General features: G+C 39.5%; 13 protein-coding genes. 2 read left to right on the plus strand and 11 right to left on the minus strand.

Going from position 1 to position 12,875, the window contains the following annotated elements; genetic code table 11:
* Positions 1-5 precede the first annotated feature (5 nt).
* The 7 genes from TLET_RS10000 to dapF all read right to left on the minus strand — a co-directional run bounded on the left by TLET_RS10000 (position 6) and on the right by dapF (position 7,051).
* On the minus strand, positions 6-1,025 hold the full coding sequence (locus TLET_RS10000; protein ID WP_012003973.1) for a DUF2804 domain-containing protein: 1,020 nt from the start codon (positions 1,023-1,025) through the stop codon (positions 6-8).
* Positions 1,003-1,884 carry an L-serine ammonia-lyase, iron-sulfur-dependent, subunit beta gene (locus tag TLET_RS10005; protein ID WP_012003974.1) on the minus strand — a complete coding sequence of 294 codons (882 nt, stop codon included), beginning with the start codon at positions 1,882-1,884 and terminating at the stop codon, positions 1,003-1,005. Before TLET_RS10005 ends, TLET_RS10000 begins: the two co-directional genes overlap by 23 nt.
* A 2-nt stretch (positions 1,885-1,886) precedes the next feature.
* The gene (gene sdaAB / locus TLET_RS10010) at positions 1,887-2,555 is read right to left on the minus strand and encodes an L-serine ammonia-lyase, iron-sulfur-dependent subunit beta (RefSeq protein ID WP_012003975.1); all 669 of its coding nucleotides are present in this window, start codon (positions 2,553-2,555) and stop codon (positions 1,887-1,889) included.
* A gap of 10 nt (positions 2,556-2,565) precedes the next feature.
* Positions 2,566-3,576, minus strand: a complete 1,011-nt coding sequence (locus TLET_RS10015) for a 6-phosphofructokinase (RefSeq protein ID WP_012003976.1) — start codon at positions 3,574-3,576, stop codon at positions 2,566-2,568.
* 4 nt (positions 3,577-3,580) lie between these two features.
* Positions 3,581-5,536, minus strand: coding sequence for a sodium-translocating pyrophosphatase (locus tag TLET_RS10020; protein ID WP_228369016.1), 1,956 nt, complete (start codon positions 5,534-5,536; stop codon positions 3,581-3,583).
* Between the two features lie 79 nt (positions 5,537-5,615).
* Positions 5,616-6,332: a 2,3,4,5-tetrahydropyridine-2,6-dicarboxylate N-acetyltransferase gene (gene dapD, locus TLET_RS10025; RefSeq protein WP_028843625.1), complete on the minus strand. Its 717-nt coding sequence runs from the start codon at positions 6,330-6,332 to the stop codon at positions 5,616-5,618.
* Complete coding sequence (gene dapF, locus TLET_RS10030) at positions 6,329-7,051, minus strand: diaminopimelate epimerase (RefSeq protein ID WP_012003979.1); 723 nt, start codon at positions 7,049-7,051, stop codon at positions 6,329-6,331. Before dapF ends, dapD begins: the two co-directional genes overlap by 4 nt.
* 352 nt (positions 7,052-7,403) lie before the next feature.
* Between dapF and pfp the strand changes: the two genes are divergently transcribed.
* Complete coding sequence (pfp, locus tag TLET_RS10035; protein ID WP_012003980.1) at positions 7,404-8,666, plus strand: diphosphate--fructose-6-phosphate 1-phosphotransferase; 1,263 nt, start codon at positions 7,404-7,406, stop codon at positions 8,664-8,666.
* 146 nt (positions 8,667-8,812) lie between these two features.
* Here the strand turns inward: pfp and TLET_RS10040 are convergent, their stop codons facing one another.
* Genes TLET_RS10040 through TLET_RS10055 form a run of 4 tightly spaced genes read right to left on the minus strand, consistent with a single transcriptional unit; the run spans position 8,813 to position 11,436 of the window.
* Positions 8,813-9,490 (minus strand): HAD family hydrolase, encoded by a 678-nt coding sequence (locus TLET_RS10040; RefSeq protein ID WP_012003981.1) that lies wholly within the window; start codon positions 9,488-9,490, stop codon positions 8,813-8,815.
* Positions 9,466-10,062: a 5' nucleotidase, NT5C type gene (locus TLET_RS10045; protein ID WP_228369062.1), complete on the minus strand. Its 597-nt coding sequence runs from the start codon at positions 10,060-10,062 to the stop codon at positions 9,466-9,468. Before TLET_RS10045 ends, TLET_RS10040 begins: the two co-directional genes overlap by 25 nt.
* Positions 10,063-10,067: 5 nt before the next feature.
* Positions 10,068-10,793: a DUF4234 domain-containing protein gene (locus tag TLET_RS10050; RefSeq protein ID WP_012003983.1), complete on the minus strand. Its 726-nt coding sequence runs from the start codon at positions 10,791-10,793 to the stop codon at positions 10,068-10,070.
* Positions 10,771-11,436 carry an HAD family hydrolase gene (locus tag TLET_RS10055; protein ID WP_012003984.1) on the minus strand — a complete coding sequence of 222 codons (666 nt, stop codon included), beginning with the start codon at positions 11,434-11,436 and terminating at the stop codon, positions 10,771-10,773. Before TLET_RS10055 ends, TLET_RS10050 begins: the two co-directional genes overlap by 23 nt.
* An 80-nt stretch (positions 11,437-11,516) precedes the next feature.
* Between TLET_RS10055 and TLET_RS10060 the strand changes: the two genes are divergently transcribed.
* Positions 11,517-12,860 (plus strand): hypothetical protein, encoded by a 1,344-nt coding sequence (locus tag TLET_RS10060; protein WP_012003985.1) that lies wholly within the window; start codon positions 11,517-11,519, stop codon positions 12,858-12,860.
* Positions 12,861-12,875 lie beyond the last annotated feature (15 nt).

Here is a 12,875-nt window from a genome sequence, read left to right on the forward strand (position 1 = left end):
TCTATTTACCATCTCGCGTAATGTTCTTCAGCCCATCCAAGGGCATCTCTGATTATGTAAACTTTTCTATCTCCATCCCTTACAAAACCTTTGAAGGTACCTACCATCTGATTAACGTTCGAACTGAGTAATATCAAGTTTGTTTTTGCAGAGCGGTGAAAGTATGGCTGAAACTCTATATCTACCTCATCACCGTTGAATGAATATATGTGCCAGGGTTTCATAAGGTCTGTTTTGTCATAAACAAATCTTACATCGCTTTCAATTTTGCTGAGTTTCCCATTTATCAAAACAGCATTCTCGTTCGTACCTGTTCCATCTGTCCAGCCAGCTCCAAGATTTACCCCGATAACAGTCCCATCATCTAAGCGCGTTGCAAAATTTGCCCAGTTCCAAAAAGTTAAATATTTCCACACACCCCTTCCAAAATCAAGTGTAGCGAAACTGTTATCTGGATCAAAATCATAACATTTCTCAGAAACAAATACTTTCCCCCTCACAGGCAAACAATATTGTTTACTTGTGAATTGATATCTATTCCAGTTCCATGGCACAACAACATTCAAAGATTCTATATTCTCTTGCAAAACCTCTAAATGGGCTTCTATTCTTTTGCCTTTTGCGACAAAGTGTGATTCTATAAATGTTTTTTCATCTCGCCTCAGAAATCTAATTTTCATATCTTTTGAATTGAATTCCACGTCTTTGTTCACAACATCTGGTAAATTGCAACCTGTTCCAAATGGAGTTAGAACCGTTCGCTCAATAAGTTCACCACTTTTTAGATCAAGAAAATAACAGAAAACAACACCTAAGTAATCTATATTTGAAACAGTCGCCGAGAACATGCAATTTTGATTGATAAATGCCCAGTAGTTCCATTTTTTCTTTCTCAAAAAATGACCATGAATATTGCAACGAATTAACGGCCGTCTGGACCATCCAAGTGCCATTGGATTGAGTTTGCCACTGGGCGTACATAAATCTGCCGAGTCTTTTATTTCAATGCTCATACGTTTCTTCATTCAGATCACTCCTGATTTTTTCAAGAATAGATTTAGCTGTTTCTGTCGATGCGATGCCCCCGAGTCCAGTTTCACGAAGTTCCTCGGGAATAGATCTTCCAACTTTTGCCATTGCCTCAACTACTTCATCAAAGGGAATTATGCTTTTTATACCACAGAGTGCCATCTCAGCACATGCTATTGCTATATTAACCGCTACAGCGTTTCTTTTGATACATGGCACTTCAACAAATCCACCAACTGGATCGCAAACAAGTCCCATCATAGATTTCAAAACCAAGGCAGCTGCATGAGAAACTTTTTCGGCATCATTTGAAAAACTATAAACAGCCACAGCACTTGCCATAGCTGCTGCGGTTCCTATTTCCGCTTGACATCCTGCGACTGCACCTGATGTAGAAACTACTCTGGCTATTTCATCTCCTACCGCCCCTGCCACTATTAGACTGTCTATCAACACATTATCAGGAAAGTCTTCAACCATTTTGAGTGCAAACAATACGCCGGGTACAACGCCACAAGAACCAGCAGTCGGGCACGCAACAATTTTACACATAGAAGCATTGGCCTCTGACACAGACAAAGCAGTGATCATGGCAACGTGTGCAAATTTACCAATCATGTGAGGTTCGTATTGCGATAACAACTCAGCATTTCCTCCACAGAGACCAGTTAATGTACGGTGTCTTTTGGCGTAATTTTTTTCGCAGACTTCGAACATTGTCTTCAGTAGAAAAGTTATCTTTTCTCTTACAATATTTGGATCAGAACCATTTTCCATCATCTGAGAAATCAGCACAATTTCGTGAAAAGGTTGACCTGTTTTATTTTTCAACTCAATTAGTTCTGAGAAATTCATAATCACCCACCCAGAAAATCCTGTACCGTATCGTCTCTCGGAATAAAATAATATTCAACAACAAACGGATTTTTCGACAAATTGAAAACATTTACTGGTGAATCAAGCTCGATTATAGTCAAAGCCCTTCCAACCAGGAGATTTATTCTCCTAAGATAAAGATTTGCAATATTTGCACCCAAATTGCTAAGTATCTTTGAAAGTGCGCCTTGTTCATCTTTATTGATTATTATCAAGGTATCGTAAGCCCATGTCAAATTGCAATCGATACCATTGATTTTCGTGATTCTTATAGCCCCCCCACCAACAGAGCAACCTTCTATTTCGTGGTGATAATCTCCAGCTTCAACTTTTACGCAAACAGTATTAGGGTGCACATCACCAAGATTAGCTTTTGAGAACTGATAAGAAAGTCCAACTTTATCTACTATTTCGTAAATAGCTCTTATTTTTTCATCATCGTATCTTAACCCCAGAATGCCAGCCAGAAGTGCCCTATCTGTACCATGTCCTCTAAAAGTCTCTGCAAAAGAACCATGGAGCAGGAATTCTACCTTTTTCGGAACCATCCCTATCATCCTGTTGACAAACTTAGCTATTCTCATGGCTCCAAGAGTATGAGAACTCGACGGCCCTACCATAACCGGACCAACAACATCAAGCAAGGACATTTTGATCCCCTCAATAAAAAAGTTTTGCAAGATTTTTCAGATGTTCCTCGACAGTTCGTACATTAATCATAGTATCTGAATATGGCACCTCTGTCACTGTCAATCCCTTCATACCAACAGCATGGTACACTCTTGCCGCCTTAACCATTTCTACTGCTCTCGTCGCCATCTGAATTGCTATTAATCTATCCATAGACACAGGACTGCCTCCTCTTTGTAAATATCCGAGATTTGTATATCTCCATTCCATGTTTATATCTTTCAATTGTTTTTCGAGAAACTCACCTATGGCTTCTGCTGGAGGTATGTGAGAATCCATATTAGCAAGCTGGTATATTTCACCCGGAAGGTTGACATCGTTCTCTACAATAACGAGAGAAAACCTTTTTTGACTTTCATAACGGCTGCGAATCTTCTTCAAAAGTTCTTGGATATCAAGAGGCTCGGCACTGGTTATTATATAATCAGCCCCTCCTGCAAGACCTCCAACTACTGCTATCCAGCCACCTGGTTTACCCATCGTTTCAACAATCATTACTCTGTGATGTGATTCCGCCGTCGCGTGCAAAATATCAAGGGCATCTTTAACGTGTTCAACAGCCGTAAAAAATCCTATGGAAAAGTCACTAAAGGAAAGATCGTTGTCGATGGTTGCCGGAACAAGAACAGATGGAACACCACTCTGCATCAGTTTCAATGCGGCTCTCACTCCAAGTCTTCCACCAAGTATCAGTAAACATGTTATAGAATACTGTTCAACCTTTTCTGCTACCTGCACAATGTCTTCTTCATTCACAGGTAAAAACAGAGAGGTTCCAAGAATGGTTCCTCCTTTATGCAATATTCCAGAAACGGTGTTTCTTGTCATAACTTCTATTTTTCCGCTCAGGAATCCCTCAAAACCATCCTTAACACCAAGAATCTCTATATTTAGCTCTGAAGCTTTAACAGTTGCTGCTCTGATAGCTGCATTCAATCCCGGGCAATCATTTCCGACGCAAAGAACAGCTATTCTTTTCATATTCCTACCTCCCAACAAAAATTGCAGTTACAACAGATGTTATTGCCATGAGTTTAATCAGTATATTTATAGATGGACCAGCGGTATCTTTAAGTGGATCACCAACGGTGTCTCCTATAACAGTAGCTCTATGCGTCAGAGAGCCTTTGCCACCGTAATGCCCTTCTTCTACATATTTTTTTGCATTATCCCAGGCTCCTCCAGAATTAGCCATAAATATGGCGAGCATAACTCCGGAAACAGTTGAACCAATAAGAATTCCCGCTGTTCCTGATGGTCCAAGAACAAAGTATGTCATAACCGGACTGATAACTGCAAGCAATGATGGAAAAACCATCCTTTTCAGAGCACCTTTCGTGGCTATTTGAATACATCGATTGTAATCCGGCTGAACCTGTCCAGAGATTATACCAGGCACTTCTTTTATTTGCCTTCTTATTTCTTCAACCATGATATCTGCAGTATTACCAACAGCTTTCATTGTCAAAGCACTGAACAAAAATGGTAGCATGGCACCGATCATGGCACCCGTGAAAAGCGTTGGATCTTTTATATCAAGTGTACTTACATGGGCTACATTTGCGTAATTTGAAAATAAAGCTAAGGAAGTCAAAGCAGCCGAAGTTATTGCAAACCCTTTACCCATAGCTGCTGTTGTATTGCCAACAGAATCAAGTTTATCTGTTATCTCTCTTACTTTGCTATCAAGACCGGCCATCTGAGCAATTCCACCAGCATTATCCGCAATGGGACCATAAGCGTCAACCGATAAACTCATGCCGATAGTAGAAAGCATTCCCACAGCTGACAGAGCTACTCCAAAAAGTCCAAGTAATCTGAACGAAATTAAAACAACGAGAACTATAAGTACAGTAACAACACTTGTTGATTCCATACCGAGGGATATACCATTTATCATTGAATTTGCTGGGCCCATGGTTGCTGATTTTGCCAGATTAATTACTTTTTTGCCCGATGTATAAAATTCCGTCACGAACCCAACAACTACGCCAACAAAAATTCCAAGAATAACAACAAAGAAAATATTGTAAAGATTGATCACCGCGGAGTAAACGAACATACATACTGCAACAAGAACGCTTGACAGAATTGTTCCAAATCTCAAAGCAGATGACGGATCTCTGAATTTCTTCCCAGCTGTTAAGGTAATTACAACAGAAGCGATAGAAGACAATAATCCGAAGGTAACCAGCGCAAAAATAGCATCTGTAAATCTTGCGTCAATAATAGTTGCGAGAGCGAGCGCCGAAAAAATCGATCCAACATAAGATTCATAAAGATCAGCACCCATTCCAGCTACATCTCCCACATTATCTCCAACATTGTCAGCTATTACGGCAGGATTTCTCGGATCATCTTCTGGCAAATTTGCCTCAGTCTTTCCAACTATATCAGCACCTACATCAGCTGCTTTCGTGTATATTCCGCCTCCAACTCTTGCAAACAAAGCCACGAAAGATGCACCAAGCGAATAATAACTTATATACTCTACATTACGCGTCAGTTTATATATTAGTCCAATGCCTAATAAACCAAGAGTTGATACGCTTATTCCCATGACTGCTCCACCGGAAAAAGCTATCCTCAATGCGCTTGGTAAACCTTTAATGGCTCCCCAGCTTGTTCTGGCATTCGATTTCGTAGCAATTATCATGCCAAAAAAACCGGCAAGAGATGAAAAAACAGCACCGGCAATGAAAGAAATTGCACAAATCCAGTTAAGAAAAATGAATATCAAAAGCGCAATCACAAAAATAATTGGGAAAAAAATAGCATACTCTTGAAACAAAAATGACTTTGCACCCTTCTGTATCATCTCAGATAGCCTTATAGTTTCCTCATTGCCAGGACTGCTGTCCAGAATCCTAAAAATCAGAATAATTACACAACACACTGCAATAACTATGGCTCCAAACAACAGCGCCAGCAAAAAATACACCCCCTTAAAAAATCTCTTGATTATATTATGATTGTACCAAAGAAATGTAGCTTATACTTTTTTGTACAAAATATGGTAACTAATGATCTCTCTGCCTTAATATCTCAATGATTTTCGTTTTTTCTATCGTTTTTTCATCAACCTTCTTGATGAACTTTGCCGGAATACCTGCAACAACAGTGTATGGATCAACATCACTTACCACCACAGCGCCAGCTGCAACAACTGAGCCTTTTCCAACTTTCACTCCTTCCAAAACAACGGCATTTGCACCTACCATGACATTATCTTCAATCACAACTGGTGTTGCGCTTGGTGGCTCTATAACACCGGCAATAACAGCACCGGCACCTATATGACAATTCCTTCCTATAATTGCTCTCCCTCCTATCACTGCGTTCATGTCAATCATGGTTTTTTCTCCGATAACAGCACCCACATTGATAATTGCTCCCATCATAATAACTGCACCGTCGCCGATTTTAACCAGATCTCTAATTACCGCACCTGGCTCAACGCGTGCATTAAATTTTGTAATGTCTGCCATGGGAAGCGCGGAGTTTCTGGCTTTAGCTTCTATGTGCACATCATGAATTTTATTTCCATTCTTTTCCAGGAATTGCCTCAGATCTTCATAGTCGGCAAAAATAATTCCAAAATTATCTGTTCCAAAAAACTGAACACCACTCATATCAATATCACTCAAATGGCCTTTCACGTATGCGATTACCGGTGTTTTCTTTTTCGAACTACTGATCATTTCAATAATGGAATCAGCTGTTAAATCATTATTCATCTCGGTAAAATTATCTTGCATCTTCTGACCTCCCCCTGCAAAAAAATTGAATCTCCGTTTATATAGACGCACAATATTCCACCAGGGACCTCAACCAACAATCTATCCGTCTGACATATGGAAAAGACAGCCGCAGCACCACTACCGCATGCTTTTGTTTCTCTTTCCACGCCTTTCTCAAAAGTCCTCATTTTTACACAATTTTTTTCAAGAATCTGATAAAAGTCTATATTGGCATCTGTCAGAGCCCTCAGCCTCTTACCCTCATGAATAACGTCCATTCTGTCAACAGATTTTACTTTCAATACAAAGTGCAGAACACCTACCCGGATTAGATGGCCCTCGAATTCCTCTACCACCCTTTTCCCAAGGTATATCGGACCAGGCATCTGTACCGATATCTTTTCTTTCTGAATAAAACCTTTCAGGGTGCCAGATTTTGTATGAAATATGAGATGATCGTCTTTCAGAAACCCCTCATCACGTAAAAATGCCACAAAAGCTCTCGCACCGTTGCCGCAAAAAATCGCCCTCTTTCCATCACGATTAAAATAATCCATGAAAAAGTCCTGGCCTGATTTTTCAACAAATATTGCACCATCCTGATCAGTAATATAGTTTAGAATTAAATCGCGCTTGGTGTCATCCCCTAAAAGATTTGTCATCGAATCAAATATCAAAAATGTGTTTCCATTCGCCGAATATTCAACGATTTTCATTTCTAATCACTCCCAATAAAAAAATCGGGCCGCCTTACTGGCAGCCCGGTGATCTTTTCAGGTTGTGTGTCAATATAAACACACACGCCCTTCCACAATCACCGGACAGTAGCGCTTTATATTTGCACCTAAAACACTTAAAATTTTTTCATTCAACAAAGACTCATAAAATCGCAAATCTCTTTCCCTCCTGTTTCTACATATGATACACCTGTGCATTAATCTGGAATATTAAAAATATAAAAAACAAAACGTAAATGCATTGTTAATTAAGGCAAGCTAAAAAAATCTCTAAACTCAGGTGAGTTGGAGTATAATTCTTTCGATAAACTACGAGAAGGGGTGTTTTAACGTGTCTGGGAAAGTCGGAATTCTCGTTGGTGGAGGTCCCGCACCAGGCATCAATAGCGTGATCAACGCCGTGACAATTGAAGCCATTAACAATGGCTTGGAGGTAGTGGGTATTTACGACGGTTTCGAGCACCTGATGAAAGCACAAACGACCTTTGTCCGCCATTTAACTATTTCAGATGTCTCTCGCATTCACATTGAAGGAGGTTCTATCTTAAGAACATCGCGCGCAAATCCCACAAAAAAAGCTGAGGATCTGCAAAATGTCGTTAGAGCTCTTAAAGAACTGCAGGTGAGGTACCTGGTCACAATAGGTGGGGATGATACCGCATTTTCAGCTTCATCAGTGATGAAAGTGAGCAATGGAGCACTACGTGTTGCACATGTTCCGAAAACTATCGATAACGATCTACCACTCCCTGGAGGCATGCCAACTTTCGGTTTTGAAACAGCACGCCATGTTGGAACAGAACTTGTCTATAACTTGATGCAGGATTCAAGAACTACAAACAGATGGTATTTCGTCGTAGTAATGGGAAGAAAAGCAGGTCATTTAGCGCTCGGTATAGGTAAAGCAGCAAGCGCAGCATTAACCGTTATTGGAGAAGAATTCAGAAAGGAAAGGATAAAACTTTCTGAAGTATGTGATCTGCTTGAGGCAGCTATAATAAAAAGAAAAGCACTGGGGCGTAACGATGGTTTAGCAGTAATAGCTGAAGGAATAGGAGAAATGATCGATCCGAAAGAACTTGCAAGTATTCCCGGCGTAGTAGTTGAAACTGATCCGCATGGTCATATAAGACTGAGCGAAATTCCTCTTGCAACTATTCTCAAAAGGGAAATTCAGAAACGTTTCGCTCAGAGAGATGAAAAGATAAATATAATCGACGTGACACTTGGATATGAACTCAGATGTGCAAGGCCAACACCCTTCGATATTGATTACACAAGAACCTTAGGTTACGGAGCAATGCGATTTTTACTTGGAGAATATGAAGAAAATTTGACTGGTGGTATGGTGTGCCTTGACAATGGAAGAATTAGAATACTGCCTTTCGAAGAACTTATAGATCCATCCACCGGTAGGACAAAAGTCCGTATGGTAGATATAAATTCTGAGCACTATAGAGTTGCACGCAGCTACATGATCAGATTAACCAGAAAAGATTTACAAGATGAAGAAATGCTGTCCAGACTAACCAGAGTCGCCAGAATAAGCAGAGAAGAATTTCTTGAAAAATTCTCAAAGGTCGCCGAGATATGAAAACCCCCGGCTCAGGCCGGGGCATTCTATTTTTTCTTCTTTTCTGTTTTCTTAGGCTTTTCTTCTATTTTTTTTGGCTCAGGATTCTTTTTTGAACACGGCATTATCTCACCCCCATCCTCAAATAATTATACTATAACTAATTTTCAACTGAGGTACCTCAAAATTCTGAGAAAAACCTCCGGTGGCTTTTCAGCAAAAAAAGCCCCGGCTTCAATCAACGAACGAGCATTGTTGCGGTCATGCAACACACCTATTATGCACTTAATCCCCGCGCCAACAGCAGATTTAACTCCATTTACAGAATCCTCAAAAACGATACTTTCTGCACAATTGACTTTCAATCTTTTCAAACACTCAATGTATATATCTGGATCTGGCTTGCTTTTTTCAACATCATCCCCAAAAACCATGGAGTCAAACAAACCGCACAAATTAGCTTTTTTAAGCCTTTTTAAGGCTTCTTCTTTGATTGTAGAAGTTGCAACTCCCAGTTTGATATGCATTTTTTTAAGTTGACCGATAATTTCTGAAACACATTCTCTGGGTTTAAGATCATACGAAAGCTCTTCGAATAGATCGTGCACTAATTCAATAAACGCAAACTCATCAATGTTCAAGCCAAATTTCTTTATGATTTTTCTTGCTCCACCGCGTTCCAGAGTTGTGCCTGCCAATTCGTCAAACAAATTATCCTGAAAATCTACACCAAACTTTGAGAAGATCTGATGGAAAATATCCCTATAAAGTCTTTCGCTATCTATAAGAACACCATCCATGTCGAATATAACAGCTTTAATCATTCGACTGTTTGGTTTTGACATATAATATCCCAGTTTTCAACTACGTGAAAAAATTCTTTGAGATTTTTGACTCTTGGAAGATCAACGAATTGTCTATTGTGTGGCCAATCCATAACGACAACCGAGACACCATGGCAGATCAGATTATCAATATGGTGTGGAGCATCATCAAGTGCAATGCTTATATTCATCTTTTCACATAACGCACCTTTCTTTGAAGTTACATACACAAGTGGCGAGATAGAACCGCCTATGTGACGTTTTATCCATCGGCAAGTCTGCTCCTCAACACTCCTTCCTCGCACTGGGAAGCGGGATGTCACGAAAAAAATCTCGTATCTTTTCGACAGAATAACCTCTCTTAGCAAGGAGAAGTCTTCCTCTCTGGCGAATGGTTTCAGGGTTTCGTAAAAATTCTCCCTGTTTTTAATGATATTCCAGACTTCCTGTTCCATTTCCCTGGTCAGCCCAGGAATACATCTGTAAAAATCCCATTCAGTTATCTCAACATCTTTCGGCGTACCAAAAAGCTCATGGCTCAAATCTATAAAAGCTCCATTGAAATCAGCAAGCACGTCATCAACATCTATCATGATCTTCAAACATTTATCACCTGCCTGAGCCTTTGATCAGCGTCAATATACTGGTTTATTTCGCTTGAAAGTTTTATCAAAAGATACCACCAGTATATACCGAGCGTAACTATAACCAGCAAAATGAACACACCTATATTTCTGGATTTAATATACGTCAACATGGGTGTTTCAACACCTAAGAGTGGGTACATAATATTCTTAATTTCTTCCAACCTTTTCGAGACAGTGAATACGCTTTGCAGATATACAGCCAGAAAGATTATCGCCAGTATTGAAAAAACAAATGAAGCTACTCCCGTAAAAAGTGCCAGTACATAGAAAATTAAATAAACCCAATATGCCCACGTATAGAGCTGTAAGCCTGACAGATGACCTTCTAAAACAACCAGGTTAGTCTGCTTCTCTGAATCACCTTTCTGTTTTAAATAAGTCAACAATGTTTTGGTGTTTTGAATATTGTCTGTCAGAGCACTGCTCCACTGATTCAAAACAATAAGAGTAAAAACAGCAGCCAGTATGCCAAATATCCCTGCAAAAATCGCTGCGACCATACCACCAAACATCTGACCATATCCAAATTCATAATCAGAGAAAAAACCTTCAACCATGCCCTCAAGCATGTGTGCAGTTCCTACAATACCAGCCAAGCCAGCAACTACTGATAGAACAATGGCAACTATAGCAAAAGCTGTGTTGACCTTTCTTTCATTCAACATCGGTATTGCCATGTTCCCCACCTCCTAATTGAATTTTGTCGATTTCCTTTACATTAATAAATTCAATACCTATTTTCTCACATGAGCGATCAAAATATTCATCATTACCAACCATAGTGCAATCGCCTGGAGCAACTTTCAATATAGAAATTATTTGCTGAAAATATCTTGGATCAGGTTTACAGTAATATGAATTTTCCATATGCGTTATCAAATCAAAACTGCATTCTGTCATACCTATCCACTCTAATCTCTTAATAATCGCTATTTTTGGGAACACCGGATTGGTCGCGAGAACTGTTAAAATACCATGTTCTTTTGCCCTGTTTACCAAGTTTACCACAGAAATGTTAGGTTTCACAAAAACACTTAAATTTTCAAAATATTTACTTCTGTAAAATGTGTCAAATATTCCTTTCAAGTCAGCAAAATTTAGCTGGCTTTTTTTTGAAAAGCATTCCAGAAACCTTTCATAATTGTTGGCTTTCCCATCAGCAAAATTGGTAATTTGCTCAATGCATTCCATGATCTCTTTACCTGAAAATGACATCCTATTTTCAGCAAAAGCTTTGAGTTGCACAAAATATTCTTTTGTAAATTTTTCTTCGTTAACTTCGACAAGCGTTCCATCATAATCTACCAATAAAGCCCTCATTAAAACTCTCCTTTCTTGAAAAAGCTGTGGTACAATTTTACCAGTCATCAATATGTATTGTGCCAAAAGGGGGTTAAAAAATGAGAAAGTTATCGTACATTTTGCTATCAATAACAGGACTGATAGCATTGTTTCTCCAAGGATGTACTGGTATCAGCGACTGGTTTGGTGGGGGTCAAACTACCAACAGAGCCCCTGATAAACCATCACTCATCAATCCATCTGATAATCAAACACTGAACACGATGTACGTGGAATTTGAATGGACATGTTCTGACCCGGATAAAGATACCCTGACTTACGATCTTTATCTGTCTGAACAGGGTCAACCGCTGGATGTAATAGAAGAAAATTATTCTCTCACAAAATATTCTACAGTATTAGAACCAGGTAAATCTTATCAATGGAAAGTAGTTGCAAAAGATTTGAAAGGCGCAACAAGTTCAAGTAAAATATACACTTTCTCTATCTCTCAAAGCCCTACCTCTCCAAATCTTTACGATTTTCTGTATATCTCTGGCGGTACAAGCAAGCTCGTCATATATGACATAAACCAGCCAAACGCATTGAGATATCCAATAAGATACGAAGAAGACATCAACAGCACAAAAGAATTAGCATTCTTAGATGGATGGGCTTACGTGGTTGATTCGTCAGGCGACATAATTTGCGTAAATCTGAAAGACTATCTCTCAGGGAAGCAAACTCAGCCCAATATTATCTCATTAGCAATTAACGCTAAGCGCGTCGATGCTGGAAGTTTTAATGGGTCAAATTATCTTATCGTGGCAGGTGATGAAAGAGTTCTGGTCTACAACATTGCTACAGAATCTACTCAACCTTATGATATGAGCTCAGTTGGCGCCATAGCAATAAACCAGGACACAATATATTTGGCAGGGGTTAAAGACGAAAAATTAAAGCTGGTTAAGATGTCCATTGAATCGCAAGGATTTCTCAACCATCAAGGAGAAGTTGAGATTAATTATACACCTGTGGACATGATATTGAAAGATGACTACATACTGATCATTGGAAGAGACTCAGATCAGCTTTATCTGGAAGCTTACAGAAATGACTTAACACCTTACGCCACAAGTGTGGCACTCGGAGAAATTGCTGAGAATTTTGCCGGAATAACAGCTTACGATGATAAGGTTTTTGTTGCGGCGGGTAACAGTGGTATATTGTGTTTCAACGTCGATGATCTTGCTGGAAATCTTGAGGAAACGGAGATCATCTTTCCCATCGGCTGGAACACATCTGCCTATGCTCATGACGTAGTTATCAGAGAGCTTTCAGGCGCATTGTATGCATATGTTTCAGCCAGCGATGGATTATATGTTTTCGACGTTGATGATATTCCTCAAAAAATAAGCAAAGTGGACTTCGTATCACCGCTTTATAGAATTTCTGCTCAATAAACATTCAAAGGGGGC

The sequence above is a fragment of the Pseudothermotoga lettingae TMO genome, from assembly GCF_000017865.1.
GTDB classification, from domain to species: Bacteria; Thermotogota; Thermotogae; order Thermotogales; family DSM-5069; genus Pseudothermotoga_B; species Pseudothermotoga_B elfii.